At 67.6% G+C, this 18,209-nt stretch carries 18 protein-coding genes; 3 read left to right on the top strand and 15 right to left on the bottom strand.

Annotation, left to right across the window (positions count from 1 at the left end):
* Nucleotides 1–87 precede the first annotated feature (87 nt).
* A complete protein-coding gene (locus tag AC5P56_RS08985; protein WP_014645786.1) occupies nucleotides 88–675 on the top strand; it encodes a TetR/AcrR family transcriptional regulator in 588 nt (195 codons plus the stop codon).
* A 77-nt stretch (nucleotides 676–752) separates the two neighbouring features.
* On the opposite strand, the gene AC5P56_RS08990 is transcribed toward AC5P56_RS08985, so the two are convergent.
* The gene (locus AC5P56_RS08990; protein ID WP_049441361.1) at nucleotides 753–1,682 is read right to left on the bottom strand and encodes an oxygenase MpaB family protein; all 930 of its coding nucleotides are present in this window, start codon (nucleotides 1,680–1,682) and stop codon (nucleotides 753–755) included.
* A gap of 309 nt (nucleotides 1,683–1,991) precedes the next feature.
* On the opposite strand from AC5P56_RS08990, the gene AC5P56_RS08995 reads away from it, so the two are divergent.
* Nucleotides 1,992–2,606 carry a hypothetical protein gene (locus AC5P56_RS08995; RefSeq protein WP_014645784.1) on the top strand — a complete coding sequence of 205 codons (615 nt, stop codon included), beginning with the start codon at nucleotides 1,992–1,994 and terminating at the stop codon, nucleotides 2,604–2,606.
* A gap of 39 nt (nucleotides 2,607–2,645) precedes the next feature.
* Here AC5P56_RS08995 and AC5P56_RS09000 read toward each other — a convergent pair whose 3' ends face one another.
* The 13 genes from AC5P56_RS09000 to AC5P56_RS09060 form a co-directional block, all read right to left on the bottom strand.
* Nucleotides 2,646–2,990 (bottom strand): hypothetical protein, encoded by a 345-nt coding sequence (locus AC5P56_RS09000; RefSeq protein ID WP_111205904.1) that lies wholly within the window; start codon nucleotides 2,988–2,990, stop codon nucleotides 2,646–2,648.
* A 33-nt stretch (nucleotides 2,991–3,023) separates the two neighbouring features.
* Complete coding sequence (locus AC5P56_RS09005) at nucleotides 3,024–3,794, bottom strand: LytR/AlgR family response regulator transcription factor (RefSeq protein WP_049441363.1); 771 nt, start codon at nucleotides 3,792–3,794, stop codon at nucleotides 3,024–3,026.
* Complete coding sequence (locus tag AC5P56_RS09010; protein WP_049441365.1) at nucleotides 3,784–5,043, bottom strand: sensor histidine kinase; 1,260 nt, start codon at nucleotides 5,041–5,043, stop codon at nucleotides 3,784–3,786. Before AC5P56_RS09010 ends, AC5P56_RS09005 begins: the two co-directional genes overlap by 11 nt.
* Nucleotides 5,044–5,217: 174 nt before the next feature.
* Complete coding sequence (locus AC5P56_RS09015) at nucleotides 5,218–6,867, bottom strand: M28 family metallopeptidase (protein WP_032959265.1); 1,650 nt, start codon at nucleotides 6,865–6,867, stop codon at nucleotides 5,218–5,220.
* Between the two features lie 243 nt (nucleotides 6,868–7,110).
* Nucleotides 7,111–8,760, bottom strand: a complete 1,650-nt coding sequence (locus AC5P56_RS09020) for a CsgG/HfaB family protein (RefSeq protein WP_495231545.1) — start codon at nucleotides 8,758–8,760, stop codon at nucleotides 7,111–7,113.
* A gap of 16 nt (nucleotides 8,761–8,776) precedes the next feature.
* Nucleotides 8,777–9,463: a hypothetical protein gene (locus AC5P56_RS09025; RefSeq protein WP_049408541.1), complete on the bottom strand. Its 687-nt coding sequence runs from the start codon at nucleotides 9,461–9,463 to the stop codon at nucleotides 8,777–8,779.
* A 98-nt stretch (nucleotides 9,464–9,561) separates the two neighbouring features.
* Complete coding sequence (locus tag AC5P56_RS09030) at nucleotides 9,562–10,662, bottom strand: hypothetical protein (protein ID WP_014645777.1); 1,101 nt, start codon at nucleotides 10,660–10,662, stop codon at nucleotides 9,562–9,564.
* A complete protein-coding gene (locus AC5P56_RS09035) occupies nucleotides 10,653–11,849 on the bottom strand; it encodes a hypothetical protein (RefSeq protein ID WP_053495494.1) in 1,197 nt (398 codons plus the stop codon). Before AC5P56_RS09035 ends, AC5P56_RS09030 begins: the two co-directional genes overlap by 10 nt.
* Before the next feature lie 106 nt (nucleotides 11,850–11,955).
* A complete protein-coding gene (locus AC5P56_RS09040) occupies nucleotides 11,956–13,218 on the bottom strand; it encodes an RNA polymerase sigma factor (protein ID WP_495231546.1) in 1,263 nt (420 codons plus the stop codon).
* Between the two features lie 45 nt (nucleotides 13,219–13,263).
* Complete coding sequence (locus AC5P56_RS09045) at nucleotides 13,264–13,620, bottom strand: DUF1428 domain-containing protein (protein WP_014645774.1); 357 nt, start codon at nucleotides 13,618–13,620, stop codon at nucleotides 13,264–13,266.
* Nucleotides 13,621–13,643: 23 nt separating this feature from the next.
* A complete protein-coding gene (locus AC5P56_RS09050) occupies nucleotides 13,644–14,054 on the bottom strand; it encodes a VOC family protein (protein ID WP_014645773.1) in 411 nt (136 codons plus the stop codon).
* 36 nt (nucleotides 14,055–14,090) lie between these two features.
* Entirely contained in the window at nucleotides 14,091–14,513 is a 423-nt protein-coding gene (locus AC5P56_RS09055; RefSeq protein WP_014645772.1) for a VOC family protein, read from the bottom strand.
* Between the two features lie 67 nt (nucleotides 14,514–14,580).
* Nucleotides 14,581–14,994, bottom strand: a complete 414-nt coding sequence (locus AC5P56_RS09060; protein WP_014645771.1) for a YciI family protein — start codon at nucleotides 14,992–14,994, stop codon at nucleotides 14,581–14,583.
* A gap of 742 nt (nucleotides 14,995–15,736) precedes the next feature.
* Between AC5P56_RS09060 and AC5P56_RS09065 the strand changes: the two genes are divergently transcribed.
* Entirely contained in the window at nucleotides 15,737–16,144 is a 408-nt protein-coding gene (locus AC5P56_RS09065; RefSeq protein ID WP_012479004.1) for a YciI family protein, read from the top strand.
* On the opposite strand, the gene AC5P56_RS09070 is transcribed toward AC5P56_RS09065, so the two are convergent.
* Entirely contained in the window at nucleotides 16,122–18,203 is a 2,082-nt protein-coding gene (locus tag AC5P56_RS09070; RefSeq protein ID WP_041863031.1) for an NHL repeat-containing protein, read from the bottom strand. The two genes, AC5P56_RS09065 and AC5P56_RS09070, sit on opposite strands and share 23 nt — an antisense overlap.
* Nucleotides 18,204–18,209: the final 6 nt, after the last annotated feature.

An 18,209-nucleotide genomic window follows, 5' to 3' on the forward strand; every position in this document is an offset into this window, starting at 1 on the left:
CAATACATACAGGGCGTATGAATAAGAGCCTACATTCATACGCGCCGTATGTAAATAATCATGCACTATGTATGTAAGGAGCTCTGAATGGTTCGCCGCACCCGCGCCGAGATGGAAGAAACCCGCGCCACCCTCCTGGCCACCGCCCGCCGGGTGTTCAGCGAGCATGGCTATGCCGCCACCTCGATGGACGACCTGACCGCCCAGGCTGGGCTGACCCGCGGCGCGCTGTACCACCACTTCGGCGACAAGAAGGGTCTGCTGGCAGCTGTCGTCGCCCAGCTCGATGCCGAGACCGACCAGCGCCTGCAGGCGATCAGTGATGCCGCCGACGATGCCTGGGAGGGCTTCGTGCAGCGTTGCCGCGCGTACCTGGAGATGGCGCTGGAACCGGAGATCCAGCGCATCGTGCTGCGCGACGCGCGCGCGGTGCTCGGTGGCGCCTCACCGGAATCGCAGCGCCACTGCGTGCACTCGATGCAGCACCTGATCGAACATCTGGTTGCCCAGGGCGTGGTGGCGCCGGTGAATGCGCAGGCGCTGGCGTCGCTGATCTATGGCAGCCTGGCCGAGGCCGCGTTCTGGATCGCCGAGGGCGAGGATGGCGACGTGCGCCTGCGGCAGGCGACGGCGGCGCTGGAGATGCTGTTGCGCGGGTTGAAGTCGGCGGGGTAAGGCCCATCCACGCATGGTGTGGATCTACTGCGGCTCCTGCGGCACCGCGCGCAACGCGTGCCAACCAAGGTTGGCACCTACCGGGGAACGGTGGGCCACTCGCGCAGCACCGACACCGGCACGCCCATGCGCGCACAGGCGCGGCTGGCCAGGCCATCGGGCAACGCACGGCGGAACAGCGGCGCCATGCCCTGCATCAGCTTCGCCGACGCGGCGGCCTGCGCGCGCTGACGGCCACTGCGTTCAAGCATGCCTTCGGCCCAGTCCGGCAGCAGTGCCGCGCCTGCACCCAGGAACACTTCGCGCGACAGCCCCGGCACCGGTACCGGCAGGCGCACGCCGGACAGCACCTCCAGCACCTCGCGCGAGCGCTCGTCGACGCGCAGCTCCGGCTGCCGCGCACAGAAGTACGCCGCCACTTCCGCTTCGCTGCGCGGCACGTCCACCGCACCCAGTGCCTCGGCCACGCCGCGGTACTCATCGTAGTAACGGTCGGCGATGTGTGCCGGCACCTCCCGTCCGTACCGGCGGAAGCCCTGAAGGAACCCGAACGCCTCGGTCACATGCACCCAGGTCAGCAGTTGCGGATCGTCGGCGGCGTAGGGTTCGCCCTGTGCGGTCTGGCCGCGGATCCGTGCATGGATGCGGCGCACCTTGGCCACCAGCGCCTCCACCTCGCCGGTGGGCGCATAGCTGGTACCGGCAACGAACGCGGTGGTGCGACGCAGGCGACCCACCAGGTCCTGGCGGAAATTGGAGTGATCGTAGACCCCGGCCAGCGCGCGCGGATGCAGGGTCTGCAGCATCAGCGCGCACAGGCCACCGGCCAGCATCGAGGGGAACTCGGCGTGCAGGCGCCAGGTCACGCTGTCGGGTCCAAACCAACCCGGGTCACCCAGCGGCTGGTCGTAATCGATGCCGCTCTGGCCACGGGGGAAGGCCTCCAGCACCCAGCGCCGGATCGGCGCGGTGACGGGGCGGGAGAGTCGCTGCAGCAGAGCCGGCATCACTGGTCCAGGAAAAGCGAAAGAATGGCCGCAAGTTGCGCGGTCGGCCCCGATTCTGGGCGATCACGACGCCGGCGGCGAGTCTTCGTACTCAGCCACGGTTTCATGTGCGGCCGCAGCACATTTCACCCTGCGACATCCTGTCGCAGGCAGCGCCTTCGATGCTGCGATGCAACAACATTCACCGATTCAGGGGAAGCCCTTGCGCAGCTTGGCATTGCGCCCATTGCACGGCTCGCTGGAAGTGCTAGAACTGGAACCGCCACACCGTCCAATGCTGATCGACGCACGTTCCACAAGGAGCCAGCCATGATTGCTTTGTTCAAGGGTTTGGGAATTCTGCTTCGCGACAACGAGCTCTACAGCAGCCCGTTCGATAAACAGGTCGCGCATTGGCGCAATCTCAGCGAGCAGCAGATCCGCGATGAAGTCGCGGTGCTGGCCCAGGCCAAGTGCCAATGGCTGATCGCCTCGATCGTCGGCTGGCAGGCAGCCTCGCTGCTGATTCTTGGCCTGATCGCCAACTACCTCTGGCGCGACGACTTCCATATCACGTTCACCCGCGTGGTAGTCGTGTTCGGCTCGTGGGTGTCGATCCTGTTCGTGATCTGGTTCATGGCCAACATGTTCGATCAGCAGGCCGGTTTCGAGCGCTGGATGAAGGCGTTCAACAGTCGCGCACGCATCAGCTCCAAGGCCGACAGCGTCGAGCACGTGGCCGAGGCACTGGACCTGGCCGAGCATTACCCGGAAGTGCTCGATTACAAGCAGGCGGTCACCGCCAAGCGCGAGCTGCGCCACGAGGACATCCGCATCATGACCGAGATCGGGCGCATGAAGCAGCACTCCGAACTGGTCGGCCGCCTCAACCACGTGGGCGAGAACGAGCACCACCACGACCTGACACTACAGCCTGCCTACTGACCCTTCAGGGAAGCGGGGGGAGCCACAATGCCACCGTGATCACTCACGGTGGCATTGTTCTTTCCGATCCTCGCTGACGCACTGGGCGAAGCCCTTCGGCAGGCCCCTGAACTCCCGGGTCGTGCCGGCCGCCAACGCGAACGACCGTATCGGCGCTTTCGCACAGGCGGCATCAGGACGACAGGCCGGGTCCAGCACCAGGTAATGGCACTGGCCGCTGCGGCTGGCCATGCACTCGAAACGCGCCACGCCGTCCACTACCGTGCGCTTGCTGTACAGCGTGTCCACGCTATTGGCAGTGGTGCGGGTGATCGCGGTTTCAGTGGACTTCCGGCAACCGGCAAGCGCCAATGCGGCGAGGCCGACAAGCAGGAAAAAACGCATGCAATGCTCATGGCGGCGGAGACTGCGGCGCGGCTACATGCCGCGGAACAGGCTCATGAACGGTTGGCTGACCACCAGCGTCTCCGTGCGCCCGCGCAGGCGCAGCACGCCGCGCCCGGTGTCGTCGCGGCTCACCGCTGCCACCGCCTTCATGTTGACGATGGTGGAGCGGTGGATCTGGCGGAAGTGCTGCGGGTCGAGCACTTCAAGCAGTTCACGTAACGGTGTGCGCAGCAGGCTTTCGCCGGCAGCGGTGACCACGGTGGTGTACTTGTTGTCGGCGCGGAAGTAGGCCACATCTTCCAGCATGATCAGCTGCGTCTCGCGGCCGTTGCTGGCGGTGATCCAGGCCAGTGGCGGGCGCTCCGCTGCGCCCTGCGACGGGCCCAGCCGCTGCAGCAGGCGCTCCAGCACGGCATCGTCCTGTCGCGTCGATGGCAGCCGCGACAGGATGCGCTCGCGGGTGGCCAGCAGGCGCTCATCACTGACCGGCTTCAACAGGTAGTCCATCGCGCCCTGCTCGAACGCATCGATGGCGTACTGGTCGTAGGCGGTGACGAATACCACCTGGGTGCGCGGGCTCAGCTCGGACAGCGAGCGCGCGACCTCGATGCCGCTGATGCCGGGCATGCGGATGTCGAGGAACGCGATGTCCGGCCGCGTCTCGGCCAGCTGCTCCAGCGCGCTGGCACCGTCCTCGCACTCGGCCACCAGCTTCAGCTCCGGCCACAGCCGGCCCAGCTGTTCCACCAGTGACTGCCGCAGCAGTTCTTCGTCTTCGGCGATCAGGGCTTCAAGCGGCATGGCTGCGCTCCTTGTGCGACTGCGGCAGGGTCATGGTCGCGGCCACGCCGCTGGGGAAGTTGGCAACGATCGCCACGCCGGCCTGCTCGCCGCAGGTCAGGCGCAGGCGCTCGCGCAGGTTCTTCAGGCCGATGCCGGTACCGCTGGTGCCCTGGCCGAAGCCCAGCCCATCGTCGGCCACGGTCACGGTCACGTGGTCATCGAAGCCGCGCGCCAGTATCCAGATCGTGCCACCGCCGGGCTTGGGTTCCAGGCCATGCTTGATCGCGTTCTCCACCAGCGTCTGCAGTGCCATCGCCGGCAGGTGCACGCCGTGCAGTTCGTTCGGTACCTGCATTTCCACCGCCAGGCGTGCGCCCATGCGGATGCGCAGGATTTCCAGGTACGCCCGGGTGCGGTCCAGCTCCACGCCCAGCGTGGATACCGATTCGTCCACCTGCGGCAACGAGCTGCGCAGGTATTGAATGAGGTGGCCGAGCATCTGTTCGGCACGCGCCGGATCGGTGCGGGTCAGTACCTGCGCGTTGGCCAGCGTGTTGTAGAGGAAGTGCGGTTCCACCTGCGCATGCAACAGGTTCAAGCGTGCCACCGACAGTTCCTTTTCCACCTGGGTCTGTTCGGCCGCAGCCTGTTCGTCGCGGCGCTGGTCGGCGACGCGGCGGCTGATCGCACGGGTGACTGCTTCGGCGTTCTCGTAGTTGCTGCCTTCGTCCAGCGCCAGCAGGTCGGCCCACCAGCCGGCATCGGGTTCGAACAGCAGGGTCACGGTGCTGGTGCCCTGCCCCGGTGTCACCGTGGCCAGCACGCTGTTGCGCTTGATGGCCAGCCGCGCCGGCAGGTTCCAGCGCGAGGGCTGGCGGCCGTTCCAGAGGTCGACCCGGCGCACATAGGCGCGCACCTGCAGGCTGCCGGCCGAGCTTTCCACGTCTTCGACGCGCGGTAGTTCGGAAATCGCCGCCTCCACCACCGAGAAGGCGTGGCCGGCGTCCATCGGCAGTTCGATCTGGCGGCGCTGGCGGCCGGACAGGGTGGTGGCATCCAGGCGACCGGCCACCAGCCAGACCCGGCGGATGTGGGTGATGGCACTGCCCAGCGCGGAAATAATCAGGAACATCGCCAGCAGCCCGAAGATCCAGCCCGGGCCATCGTTCATGCCACTGAAGATGCCGCTCCAGACCATGCCGGCGACAACCAGCGCGGCAGCCCAGGCCAGCAGGTGGCGGATCAGGAGAGAGAGGCTGGCGAACACGGCGGCGCCTTGAGGAAGGGGGTGAGCCGAGCATAGGGCGGCCCGCCGGGCAAGCAAGCAGGCTGCGACGAAGGCCGGGAAAGTTGGGATGGAAGCCGTTATGGAAACGCCGGGCACGGCCCGGCGTTTCCGGGGGCGGCAATGCCGGCCAGCGGCCGGCACTACCGGACGCCGTTACTTGCGCTGGTCGGCGCTGGCGTCACGCACGGCGCGGAACGCCTCGTCCTTGCTCCAGTTCGGCCAATCGCGGGAATTGGCCAGCTGGTTGCCCAGCGTGTACAGCACTTCCAGGTCGCGCGCGGCACCGGCAAACACCCAGTCCGGCTGCCACTCGTCGCCCTGCTGGTGATAGCGCTTGGCGGTGTAGTCCTCGGAGGCCTTCCTGCCTGCGGCCACGCCACCGTCCACCCAGTCCTGGCCGGCCGACCAGGACAGCGCCGGCACGCCACGCTTGGCGAACGGGAAGTGGTCGGAGCGGAAGAACAGGCCCGCTTCCGGCTTCGGGTCCGGCGTGTAGCGGATATCCCAGCCCTTGGCCACGTCCTTCAGCTGGTCCAGCAGCTCGAAGCGCGCGGCACCGTAGATACCGAAGTCACGCGACGGGCCGAACGGCGCCATGCCGTCCATGTTGATCACGGCCACGGTCTTTTCCAGCGGATACAGCGGATGGGTGGCGTAGTACTCAGAACCCAGCAGGCCCTTTTCCTCGGCGGTGACCGCCAGGAACAGCAGCGAGCGCTGCGGGCGCTTCTCCTTGGCGAAGCCACGGGCCAGCTCGACCAGCGAGGCGGTGCCGCTGGCGTTGTCCAGCGCGCCGTTGAAGATGCGGTCACCGCGCGCGTCCGGCTCGCCCACGCCGATGTGGTCCCAGTGCGCGCTGTAGATGATGGTCTCGTCCGGATGGCGGCTGCCTTCCAGGCGCGCGGCCACGTTGTGAGAGGTGATCACTTCGGTCTTCACCGCGTACTTCGCGTCCAGGCTGGCGCCGGTCAGCGGCACCGGGGTGAAGTCGCGCTGCTGCGCCTTCTTCTTCAGTGCCTCGAAATCCTGCCCGGCCGAGCGGAACAGCTCCACGGCAAGGTCGCGCTGGATCCAGCCTTCCAGCAGCGGGTGGCTTTCTGCCGGGTTGTCACGCACCACGTCGAACATGGTGTTGGTGTTGGAGCCGGCCACGGTGGCCCAGCCATACGACGCCGGTGCGGTCTCGTGCACGATCAGCACGCCCAGCGCACCCTGACGGGCGCCTTCCTCGTACTTGTAGGTCCAACGGCCGTAATAGGTCATGCCCTTGCCGTCGAAATCACCTTGGCCGGTTTCGAAGTCCGGGTCGTTGATCAGCACCACGGCGATCTTGCCCTTCAGGTCCACGCCCTTGAAGTCGTCCCAGTTGCGCTCCGGTGCCTTCACGCCGTAGCCGAGAAACACCAGCGGGGCCTTGCTGATGTCGACGCTGCTGGCGCCGTTCATGGCGGCGCGCACGGCGATCTGCTTGCCCTGCTCCAGCGGCAGGGTCTTGCCGCCCTGGTGCAGCGCCAGCTGCGGTGCGCCGACGATGTCGCCCTTGCGCAGCGGCACGGCCTGGGTCCACAGGCGCTTGCCGTCCTTGAGGTCGCCGCCCGGCTGCAGGCCGGCGTCGGCAAACTGCCTGCTGAGGTAGGCGATGGTCTTTTCTTCGCCGGCGGTGGCCGGCGAGCGGCCCTCGTAGGCGTCGGAGGCCAGTTCCTTGACGTCGGCGGAGATCCGCGCGCCATCGAATTTCGGGGTGGCCGCCATCAGTGCGCTCGACACCGACAGGGCCAGCACGCCCAGTACCACTCGTTTCATTGCTCTCTCCAGCAGGGAAATCCTTCTGGAGTGTAATGGGATTCGCCAGGGCTGCGCCCTGCATCTGCCGAAACAACGGCAACAGCCGAAGCAACAGCAAAAGCTGGTTTCCTGAGGGTAGGCGGGGTCCCACTGCTGTTGGTGGGTGTCGACCTTGGTCGACACGCACGGAAACACGAAGGGGTCAGATCCTTTTCCCGCCGGAAAAGGGCTCTGACCCCATCGGTGTGTTGCTTGGGCGTGTTACCAGTTCGGGTCTTCGGCCGGGGCAGCAGCGGGCTTGGGCTTCGGCTTGGCCGCCGGGCGTGCGGCGGCGGCGGGAGCGGCCGAGGCAGTCGCACCTGCGGCGGCGGCCGGCTTGCTGCCCAGCTTCTGGCGCAGTTCGATCTGGCCCGGGCGGAAACCGCCGCGCATCGCGTCGACGCCGTCTTCGATGGTGCCGTACGAGGTCTGTGCGGCCACGCGGTCGATGCGGATGGTGCAGCACGGGTGTTCACTGCGGCCCAGCGAGCGGCCGGTCTGCGGGTCCTTCAGTTCCTCGCCCAGGCGCACGGCCTGCCAGCGCTGGCCGGCCTGCAGGGTTTCGCCACCCTGGCTCAGCACCACCTGGTCACCGTCCACAGAAACCACCGACACCGGGAACAGCGTGGTGACGATGGTGGTACCGATCTGGCCCGACAGCGATTCCATCATCGCCGCGGCCATGTTGCGGCCGTTGACCACGCGGGGCAGGGTGCTCGGGCCGGTCGAAGCCAGCTGGTGGTCGAAGCTGTCGGACATCACCACCTGGCCGGTGGTGGCGTTGATCAGGCGCAGGGTGATGCGGCCGCCACCGGAGTACGAGGTCACCTGGCGGTCGGACATGCGCAGGTTGCGCACGCTGCGCGGGTACTCGAAGCGTTCGATGGTCGGGATCAGGATCAGGTCGGTCGCCAGCTGCTGGCCGACGCGTGCGGTGTCCTGCAGGCGTACGTTGCCGCTGTTGATATGGTCGATCTCGGCCTGCAGTTCGTCGCCGAACTCGCGATCCAGCACGATGAAGCGCTGGGTCTGGGTCAGCGTGTCGGACAGGCGCGCGCGGATCGCGTCGGCCACTTCATCGGCACTCACGCGGCCATCGCCCACGGCATAGCTGCCGGCCTTGGTGCGCGGCAGCGCGACCACGATCTTCGGCTTGCCCTGCTCGTCCGGTGCACGGTACTGGGCAATCTGTGCACGCACGCGCACCTTCCAGTAGCTGCGCATGCTGCGGCGGGTCACGTCCGAATCGAACGAGCTTGCGCCACGCTTGGCATCGACGCTGACCTTCTCGTCGTAGCTCTCCTTGACGCTGGCCGAGGCTCCGCCGCCCTTGGCCGTGGCCTCGCCGGACGCGCTGGCAGAGGCCGAACCCTTGAAGCTCCAGCCTTCGTCGCTGGCGCGCACGCGCGCGATGGTTTCTTCATCCAGCTGCCGCACTTCGTCCTGCGACAGGATTTCATAGCCCAGCACCGCGCCCCGCGAGCCGGCGATCATCTGCTGGGTGAACGCGTCGGCGCGGATATCGCCGACGTGTTCGTCATCCACATCCACATGCAGGCCTGCACGCAGGCTCTGCATCTGGCTGGCCACGCGTACGCCGTTGACCTGCGCCACCGCCGACTGCAACGCCGCCAGCACCGCCAGTTCCGGGGTGCTGCCGATGCCGTCGGCCTCGCGCGCGACCTGGGTGGTGCCGCCGAAATCCGGCGTGCCGCGCAGGGGCGCTGCTTCCACTGGCGCATTGCTGGCCAGTGCACTGGTTGCCTTGTCCTTGGCAGGTGCGGGCGCTTCGGCCGGGGTGTCCTGCTTGCCACAGGCTGCAAGCAGCGCGGCAGCCAGGCCCAGGCCGATCAAACGGGAGGTCGTACGCATGGGGATTCGCCTCGGATCAGTTCATCTTGTCCAGCTGGCCCAGCATCGAGTCGGCGTTGGACGGCACCTTGACCTTGCTCTTCTTGGCGAAGGTCACAGCCGACTTGGTCGAACCGTACAGGCCCTGGATGAAGCCCGGCGATTCCTTGGCCACCCATGCACCAGCGGCCAGCTTGCGGCCGACGGTAGCCATCTGGGTGGCGCCCAGGTTCTTCATGCCGGCGGTGAAGTTGCTGGCTTCGCCACCCAGCTTCTGCGCTTCGGCAGCCGAGGACAGCAGCGAGACCAGGCCTTCGGCGTAGTGCTGCTTGGATTCAGCGTTCAGCTCCGGCTGCGCGGCCTGGCGCTCGTCGATCGCGGCCTGGGCGGCTTCGCTGACCGACACCGACTTCTTCATCGCATCGACGCTGACCGAACCCGACGACAGCGCCTGGCGCTCGGCTTCCAGCAGCTGCACCTGCTCGGCCAGGCCGAAGGCACGGGCGAACGAGGTCTGGGCCTGCAGCGAGTGCGACTGCGAGCTGACGAAACGACGCACCAGCGCTTCCTGCGCGGCTTCGTCCGGGGCAGCGGCGCTGGAGGTGCTGCTGGAGGAGCCGGTGGAGCCACCGGCCAGGTCCTTCAGCTTGCCCAGGCCGGCATGGGCCGGCATCGACAGGGTGGCGGCCGCGATGGCCAGGGCAAGAGCGGTATTGCGGATCATGTGAGAGTCCTTTGGAAGAAACGGCCGCGTGCGGCACGTGGGGAATCGGTAACCCAGGGGCGATGCCGAGCGAGCTCGGCACCCAACGGGGCGGCGGATCAGCGGACCGCCTTGACGTTCAGTTCGTTGATCATCTGCTGGGCGGCCTTTTCGGCAGCCAGCTGCAGGGCATTGGTACGGGCCACGGTTTCATTCGGGCCGGTACCGGAGAACTGCACCGGGCCGACCGACGACACGGTGCGCGGGAAACGACCGGTCACGTCCAGCACCTTGCCGGTGACAGTGACGAACACGCGGGTGTTGCCGCTGGCCGGATCGCGGTCACGCATGCCGACGTCGAGGGTGCCGACGGCGATGTACGGGATGTTGGCCGCACGGATGCCATTGGCGGTGTCGCGCAGGGTGGCCGGGGCCAGGTCGTTGCCGGTGCTGAAGTCCTTGCGGATGCGCTCGATGCTGAGCAGGCCGCGCGACTCGCCTTCCACGTACTCGGCTTCAACCACCTCGTAGCCGGCGGCGCTGAAGGCACCGGTCATCGCGGTGTTGACTTCGGCGGCGTTGGCCACCTTCCAGGTGATGTTGTCGGCGCGCGCGGTGGTGCTGCCGCCGCTGGTGACCGACACCGAACCGTTCTGGTTGATGCTGCCGTTGGTGCTGACCGAGTTGCCGCGGAAGCTGTCGCCTTCACGGGTGTTCTCGCTGTAGCTGCTGCTGGCGTCGACGCGGCGGTATTCCTTGTCCTGGAACGACTGCACGGTGTCCTGCGAGCGCGCCATGAACAGGAAGGTCAGCAACGAGCGCTGCGCAGCGGTGGCGCCGGCCACGGCCGAACCCGCATCCAGCTTGGTCTGCAGCAGGGTGGTGTTGATCTCGGCGCGGACGGTGACGCTGTAGGTCTTGGCCTTCTTGTCTTCGGTGTCCGACAGCTGTACGGCGCTGAGCACGTAGCGGTCGATCTCGCCGATGAACTCGGCGCGGCGCGCCTCGAACAGGCGCAGCTTGGCCGCACCGGTTTCGGCGATGTACGCCTCCAGGGCATTGACCTTGGCCTTGTTCAGGGCCTGGGCACGGGTATCGGCGCTCAGGCGCAGGCCGTAGCTGGCCGAGCCGGTACCGCGCGAACTCGCGGTCTGCGCAGCGACCGGCGAGGCCACCGCCAGCGCGATGAGGATGAGCAGGATGGTACGCATCAACGACATGACTTGATCAACTCCTGGAGGGCTTGGGTCTGCTGCTGCAACGGGCGGCCGCCCGGCTTCTGTTCGTCCAGCCAGGCGCGCGAATCGGCACGCTTGGCGGCGGCGCCGGCGAAGGCGTCGAAGCCGGCCAGCAGGGTTTCGTAGCTGGCCGACCACTGGTCGACCTGCCACTGCGTGACCGGCACCACCTTGGTGGCCCCCTTGCGCAGCGGCTGTTCGAAATAGACCTTGCCCGAGAACGGCTCGCTCACCTTGGCGGTGAAGAAGGCGCCGAACAGCATCGTCTTCATCGCCGGGGTTTCCTCGATCACGCCGTTCTTCAGTGCATCGACCTGCAGCTGGATGACGTAGTCGGGTTCGGGAATCTTCAGCTGGTAGACCTTGCCGTCGGCAAAGCGGGCGGCCATCGCACCGCCGATCGCCTGGCCCGAGGCCGGCGGCAGCAGGCCAACGCCGGTGTTGGACGACAGCGTCTTGGACAGTTCGTGCGCAAGCGTGGCACGCAGCGGTGCTTCCCACTTCGGATCGGGCAGCTTGGCGCGTGCCGCGTCGGACAGGGTCACCCCGCCTACCTGCAGGCGACGCACGGCGGCATCGGGCAACCGGGCCTGCGCCAGGCTGGCCGCCAGTACCTGCGACAGGCTGGTATCGGCACCGCCGTACAGCAGATCGGCGACGATCGCGTCGATATCGTCGTTGTCCGGACGGTAGTCCTGCACGTCGATGCGCTGCAGGGTGAGCGGATAGGAGGCGATCACCTGGCGCTCGCGGAAGTCGAAGAACAACGCCTGCAGCGCCACTTCCACCAGCACCTTGTACTGGTCGCCGATCGGTTCGACCGAGACCAGCTCGCGATCCAGCGCAGCGGCCAGCACGGTGGCACTGGTGGTGCCGTCGAGCATCGCCACCGGCTGGTCGATCAGCTCCAGGTGGGCCGGTGCGTGGCGCTTGAGCGACTGTGCCAGCGTCTGGTTCAGCGGGACCAGCCCACGCCGTTCCAGCACCGCGTGCGCATGCGGGGTGGTCGCCTGCACGGCGGCGGCGTCAGCGGTATAGGCAAAACCGGCCCAATAGGCCTGCTGTGATTTGTCCGCAGCCTGCACGGCCATCGGCCATACGGCCAGGCACAGGGCACAGGCAAGCAGGCGCGCAAAAGCGCGCGATGCGCTCTTCGTCCTTGAATACATCCAACCGCTCCTCGGTCAATACGCACGGATCGCGGACGCTGATGCGTCCGCTGGGCGCGAAACATAGCCGCTCAGGCGGCCGGCGACAAGTGCTGCCTTTGTCGGCTCAGTCCGTGGGGGGCAGGCCCGCCCGTTGCCGCAGCAGTCCGCGCTCGGCCTGGTTCTGGCTGAGCCGAGCGGCCTGGCCAAAAGCGTCACGTGCGTCCTGCTCACGCCCCAGTGCCTGCAGCAGCTCGCCGCGCACCACCTGCAGCGGCGCATAGTCGCGCAGGCGCGCGTCGACCAGCAGGGGCTGCAGCTGCGCCCACGCGGCGAACGGGCCTTCGCTGCGCAGGATCGCCACCACCCGGTTCAATGCCACCACCGGCGAAGGTTGCACCTGCAGCAGCTGTGTATAGAGCGCGGCGATACGCGGCCAGTCGGTCGCGTCGGCGCGCCGCGCAGCCGCATGGCAGGCCGCGATGCGCGCCTGCAGCACATACGGATCCTGGTCGCCACCGATGGCCAACGCGCGCGCCAGCACCTGCTGCCCGCGGTCGATCTGCAGCCAGTCCCAGCGCGCGCGGTTCTGCTGGTCCAGCAGCACCGGCGCGCCCTGCGCGTCCACCCGTGCCGCTGCGCGCGAGGCCTGCAGTTCCATCAGCGCCAGCAGGCCCAGTACCGGCGGCACCGGCAACCGATGCGCCAGGATGCGGGCCAGCCGCAGCGCTTCCTCGCACAGCGCCGGGCGCATCCAGTCATCACCGGCGCTGGCGGCGTAGCCTTCGTTGAACACCAGATAGATCGCTTCCAGCACCGAGGCCAGGCGCTCCGGCATCGCGTCGGCGCGTGGCACTTCATAGGGCACCTGCTTCTGCGCCAGCGTGCGCTTGGCGCGCACGATGCGCTGGGCGATGGTCGGCTCCGGCTGCAGGAACGCACGCGCGATCTCGACGGTGCTCAGGCCACCGAGCAGGCGCAGGGTCAGTGCCACCCGCGCATCGGCCGGCAGCACGGGATGGCAGGCCACGAACATCAGCCGCAGCAGGTCATCGCCCAGGTCGTCCTCCAGTGCCTGGCTGTCATCCGGCGCCGGCAGTGCCGCCGGATGCAGTTCCTCGCCCCACTGCGCATGCTGCTGCGTCACCCGCTGGTGCTGGCGCAGCACATCGATGGCACGGTTGCGCGCGGTGGTCATCAGCCAGGCTCCGGGGTTGTCCGGGATACCCTGCTCCGGCCAACGCTCCAGCGCGGCCAGCCAGGTGTCCTGGGCCAGCTCCTCGGCACGGCCGACATCGCCACCGAGCAGCCGCGCCAGGCGCGCAATCAGCACTGGCGACTCCATCCGCCAGAGGGTTTCCAGACGCTGCGTCAGTGCGGGCTCGAGCATGCGCCGATCACAGCACGCACGCCCGGCCCGCACAAGCGCCGCAGCTCACGCTTCAACAATCGGCTTGAAGCCACCCCAGAACATGCGCCGGGTATCGAACGGCATGTCCTTCGGACCCAGCGACGCCAGCCGCGGGTCGGCCATCACCTTTGCGTTGATGCGGTCGCGTGCCGCGCGCGAGCGGAACACCACGAAGGCGACGATCACCGTCTCGCCCGGTTTCGCCTTGACCGCGCGCGGGAACGAGGTGCTCTTGCCCGGCTCCACATCGTCGGCCACGCATTCCATGTACTGCAGCGCGCCATGGTCCTTCCACACCGCACCGGCCTTGCGGGCAAGGCGACGGTAGGCCGCCACCTTGTCCTGCGGGCACGGCAGCACGTAAGCGTCCACGTAAGCCATGCGGGTTCTCCCTGCGGCGGCCGTCAGCCCGGCTCGCCGTCCATGTGTGCGATTTCCCAGAGATGGCCATCCAGGTCCTGGAAGCCACGCTGGTACATGAAACCGTAGTCGCGCGCGGGCTGCGGTTCACTGGCGCCGGCCGCCAGAGCCTTGTCCACCATCACGTCCACCGCCTTGCGGCTGTCCGCCGACAGGCAGGTGATCACCTCGGTCTGGCTGCGTGCGTCGGCGATTGGCTTGGTGGTGAACTGCTTGAAGAACGGCTGGGTCAGCAGCATCACGAAGATGCTCTCGCTGATCACCATGCAGGCGGCATCGTCATTGGTGAAGGTCGGGTTGAAGCTGTAGCCCAGCGCTGCGAAAAAGGTCTTGGACGCGTTCAGATCCTGCACGGGCAGGTTGACGAAGATCATCTGCGGTTGCGGTGCACTCATCGGTGAAGCTCCTTGTGGATGAAAGAAAGAGAGGAATCAGGGCTGCTTCATGCAGTTGACCATCCACGGCTTGCCATAGCGGTCGACCAGCATGCCCCAGCGGTGCGCCCAGAACGTTTCGGCGATCGGCATCTGCACCTGGCCCCCCTCGGCCAGCGCGGCAAACACGCGTTCGGCTTCTTCGATGCTGTCGACATCGACATTGATGGTGGTCGAGCCACCCTCGCCGCCGCCGGGGCCGTCGGCCGCCATCACGATGGCGTTGCCGATCTCCAGCTGGCTGTGGGCGACGTGGTCCAGGGTTTCCGGCGGCATCTCGTTGCAGCCCGGCGAGCCATCGGAGGGCGGCATGTCGCGGTATTTCATTTCCGAAGTGACCTGGCCACCGAGTGCCTTGGCGTAGAACGCCATCGCCTCGTGGGCCTGGCCGCTGAAGCCGAGGAAGGGAATCAGTCTCATGGCAATACTCCGTGATGTAGTTCAGGGCGGTAGCGCCGGGTCGTGCCCGGCGTGGAGATGAATCGGGTCAACCTTCCAGCTGTGCACGCAGACGCTGTTCCTGCTGCTGTAATTCGGGGGTGAAGGCTTCACCGAAGTCTTCAGCGGAGATCAAGGGACGCAGTTCGAGCGTGCCGCCACTGCCGAACGGTGCGCGGCTGGCCCATTCAACCGCTTCGTCCAGCGACCGCACCTCCCACAGCCAGAAGCCGGCGATCTGTTCACTGGCAGGACCGAACGGACCGGCCTCGACCTGGGGTGCCCCGCCGCCGAAGTGAATGCGACGGCCGCGCTGGGTGGCGTGCAGGCCTTCACCGGCCAGCATGATGCCGGCGGCCACCAGTTGTTCGTTGAAGGCGCCCATTTCGGACAGTTCCTGTTCGCTGGGCATGCGGCCGGCTTCGGAGTCGGCGTTGGCCTTCACGATCACCATCACTTTCATTGCGGTCTCCCGTGGGGACGCGTGGTGCGTGCCCTTCATTGGGTACAACGAACCAGGGGGCTGGGAATCGACACGTCCTCTGAAAATTATTTCTTCCGTGGAAAGCGCGCCTTCGGCGGAGGTCGGCGAACGGCGGAGCCCCTCCGTGGTGGGTTGGGTTGGTCGCTGAAAGCGCGGGTTCATGGGTTTGGCCGGGTGGGTAGGCGGGTCGGGGGACGCCGTAAACCCATCCATGGGGGCTTGGCCGCGGCATCCATGCCGCGGACACCCCCGCCCCGCCTACCCACCCGGCCCTGGACAGTTTCCTGCCTCCGGTACCCACCACGGGAAGATCAAGAGAAAAGGCAACAGCAACGGCGACAGCAACAGCAACAGCAAAAGCAAAGACGGTTGGCTGGCGGGCTCGGCTTTGCGAGCGAAGCGACCCGCTTTTGCTCTTGCTTGTTGATTTCCCGTGGTGGATCGGCCGCCGGAATCTGTCTGGGGCCGGGCGGGTGGGGTTGGCGGGGTATCCGCGCCATGGATGGCGCGGCTAAGCCTCCAGGGACGGATTCACGGCGTCCTCGCCAATCCCACCCGCCCGGCCCACCCTCAGGAAACCCGCTTTCAGCGACCCACCCAAACACACCACGGAGGGGCTCCGCCGTTCGCCGCCCCCGCCGAAGGCGCGCTTCTGCGCTGCAACATGCCCATGCGCCATCCTGCGCCATCATGGGCACCCCGCCCCCGCCAGGACCGTGCCATGCAGCAGTACCTGCTTCTGATCTACATCGAGCCTGCCCTGCTGCAGGCCCTGCCCATCGAAGAATTCAACGCGCTGATGCGCGACTGCCTGGCCCACGCCGACAAGCTGCAGGCCGAAGGCACGCTGCTGGCCGCGCAGAAACTGCAGCCGGTCGACACTGCACAGACCCTGCGCGTGCGTGATGGCAACAGCCGTGTTCTCGATGGCCCGTTCGCCGAAACCCGCGAACTGCTGGCCGGCTTCAACCTGATCGTCGCCCGCGACCGCGACGAAGCCATGCGCATCGCCCGCGACTTCCCGTGGGCGCGCTTCGGCAGCATCGAAGTGCGGCCGCTGGAAGACATGGACGCCGAGCGCGAACGTTGCGGCGCCCCGGCTGCGGCTATGGCAGCAGCCGTACCCTGATCTCGCGCGGGCCGACGCCTTCGTTGCCGCTGTAGTCGCGCACGCTGGCGCGCACGATGTACTCGCCCGGCGGCAGCGCCGCCGGCTGCCAGCGCCCGGTTTCCATCAGGCCGTCGCGCACGGTGTTGGTGGCCAGGTAGCGGAAACGGGTGACCGCGCTGCCATGCACGGTGATGCCGCTGTCCGGTGCGTAGGCCACGCGCACAGCTTCCTTCTGCGGCGGCATGCGGTTGAACACGATGTTCCAGCGCGGCTGCTCGTAACCCTGCAGCGGCTGCCCAGCGGCATCGAGGATCTGGTAACCGACCTGGTACATGCCCAGGCGGCGGCGCGGCAGGTTGTTGTCGACCTGGTCCCAGGCCTCGACCACGATCTGCACGCCGCGGCCCTGGCGCGCCACCATCACCACGCCATCGCTGCCGGCGGCCATCGGCTGGTCGTTGTCGTCCAGCAGGGCCACATCGGTGATGCGCGGCGCGAAGTGGTCGGCGTAGCCCTGGAAGCCCAGCGCCACCGCGTTGGTCTCGAAGCCGCCGGTACCCACCGCCAGGTGCACGTGCGCCTGGTTGTTGATGCTGCCCAGGCGGTCACCGACGTGGATGCGCATGCCGCGGCGCACGCGCATCCGCTCCAGCCTGCCCTGCTCGTCGTACAGCGCCTGCCAGCGCGCATCGTAGGGTTCGTCGCGCGGGGTTCGGCCGACCCGCATGTGGATGTACTTGAGGCGATCCACGACCAGGCCCTCGGCCTGCTCACCCAGGTTCCAGGCGGCCACCGGGCTGCTGATCTTGCCTTCGGCGATCGCCAGCACGGTCTGGCCCACATCACCGCGCACGTCGAAGCCGCCATGCAGGTGGTGGCGGCTCTCACCGGTGAAGTTGCCGCGCACCTCGCCCAGGGTGCCGACCACTTCGTGCCAGCCGTCCTGCGGTGCCAGCGGCCAACGGCCCCCGGTCTTCGGCAGCGCGGCATCGGCAGCCGGGCCGACCAGTGCCGGTGCCGGCAGGTCGCCCACCGGCAGCGGGCGCAGGCGATGCAGGCGGTAGCTGGCGGCGTCGGCCACCAGCACGCTGCCATCGGCATCCAGCGCCAATCCGCTGGGGCGGGCCAGGCGCGGCAGGCGGCCATTGCCGACCAGCGCGATCTGATGGCCCTGCGGCGTCACCTGCACGATGCGGCCATCGAGATCACCCACGTACAGCACGCCGTCATGGGTGGTGGCCAACGACAGCGGCCCATTGATCACGCCACCGGCGGCGACCACGGTGCTGACCGTACCATCGGCACCCACCCGGCGCACGGCGTTGTTGAACAGGTCGGCCACCAGCAACGCGCCCTGCGCGTCGAAGGCCAGCGCCACCGGCGTATCGAAGCGCGCAGCGGCGCCCACGCCATCGGCAAGGCCCGGCCGATCACCACCGGCCAGGGTGCGCACGCTGCCATCCGTACCGATCACCCGGATGCGATCGTTGAACGTATCGGCCACGTAAACCTGGCCCTGCGCATCCACGGCGATGCCCATCGGCGCATCGAAGCGGGCCTGCGCGGCAGGGCCGTCGGCGTGGCCCTGTTCGCCACCGGCCAGCGTGGTCACCTGGCCATCGGTGCTGATGCGGCGGATCGCATGGTTGCCGGTGTCGGCCACATACAGGTTGCCCTGCGCGTCGGCGGCAATGCCCGAAGGCGTGTTGAAACTGGCCTGCAGTGCAGGGCCATCGACACGTCCCTCGCCCTGCCCGGCCACCGTTTCAACGCGGCCATCGGGAAGGCGGCGACGGATCCGGTTGTTGTCGCCGGCATCGGTGAAATAGACGCTGCCATCGGCACTGCGCAGCAACGCGTACGGATCGGCGAAGCGTGCCTGCGCGGACGCGCCATCACGGTCACCCGGGTGGCCATCGCCGGCCAGCGGTTCGATCTGCGCGGTCCACGCCAACGGCGTCGGAGCCGGACCCGCCGGTTCAGCCAGCGTATGCAGCGGTGTCTCCCACCAGGTCGCAGCCAATGCCACTACCGTCGCCAACGCTACGCCTGCCGCCATCCATTGCCACCGTGCCATCGTGCT

Source organism: Stenotrophomonas sp. YJH_SMC_131 (assembly GCF_059367975.1).

Bases quoted from the DNA above. Each gene is read 5' to 3' on its own strand.
- AC5P56_RS09015 (WP_032959265.1), bottom strand. From the start codon at position 6,867: ATGAAACGAGTGGTACTGGGCGTGCTGGCCCTGTCGGTGTCGAGCGCA.
- AC5P56_RS08995 (WP_014645784.1), top strand. From the start codon at position 1,992: ATGATTGCTTTGTTCAAGGGTTTGGGAATTCTGCTTCGCGACAACGAG.
- AC5P56_RS09030 (WP_014645777.1), bottom strand. From the start codon at position 10,662: ATGTCGTTGATGCGTACCATCCTGCTCATCCTCATCGCGCTGGCGGTG.
- AC5P56_RS08990 (WP_049441361.1), bottom strand. From the start codon at position 1,682: ATGCCGGCTCTGCTGCAGCGACTCTCCCGCCCCGTCACCGCGCCGATC.
- AC5P56_RS09045 (WP_014645774.1), bottom strand. From the start codon at position 13,620: ATGGCTTACGTGGACGCTTACGTGCTGCCGTGCCCGCAGGACAAGGTG.
- AC5P56_RS09005 (WP_049441363.1), bottom strand. From the start codon at position 3,794: ATGCCGCTTGAAGCCCTGATCGCCGAAGACGAAGAACTGCTGCGGCAG.
- AC5P56_RS09065 (WP_012479004.1), top strand. From the start codon at position 15,737: ATGCAGCAGTACCTGCTTCTGATCTACATCGAGCCTGCCCTGCTGCAG.
- AC5P56_RS09040 (WP_495231546.1), bottom strand. From the start codon at position 13,218: ATGCTCGAGCCCGCACTGACGCAGCGTCTGGAAACCCTCTGGCGGATG.
- AC5P56_RS09020 (WP_495231545.1), bottom strand. From the start codon at position 8,760: ATGCGTACGACCTCCCGTTTGATCGGCCTGGGCCTGGCTGCCGCGCTG.
- AC5P56_RS09055 (WP_014645772.1), bottom strand. From the start codon at position 14,513: ATGAGACTGATTCCCTTCCTCGGCTTCAGCGGCCAGGCCCACGAGGCG.
- AC5P56_RS09035 (WP_053495494.1), bottom strand. From the start codon at position 11,849: ATGTATTCAAGGACGAAGAGCGCATCGCGCGCTTTTGCGCGCCTGCTT.
- AC5P56_RS09025 (WP_049408541.1), bottom strand. From the start codon at position 9,463: ATGATCCGCAATACCGCTCTTGCCCTGGCCATCGCGGCCGCCACCCTG.
- AC5P56_RS09070 (WP_041863031.1), bottom strand. From the start codon at position 18,203: ATGGCACGGTGGCAATGGATGGCGGCAGGCGTAGCGTTGGCGACGGTA.
- AC5P56_RS08985 (WP_014645786.1), top strand. From the start codon at position 88: ATGGTTCGCCGCACCCGCGCCGAGATGGAAGAAACCCGCGCCACCCTC.
- AC5P56_RS09050 (WP_014645773.1), bottom strand. From the start codon at position 14,054: ATGAGTGCACCGCAACCGCAGATGATCTTCGTCAACCTGCCCGTGCAG.
- AC5P56_RS09000 (WP_111205904.1), bottom strand. From the start codon at position 2,990: ATGCGTTTTTTCCTGCTTGTCGGCCTCGCCGCATTGGCGCTTGCCGGT.
- AC5P56_RS09060 (WP_014645771.1), bottom strand. From the start codon at position 14,994: ATGAAAGTGATGGTGATCGTGAAGGCCAACGCCGACTCCGAAGCCGGC.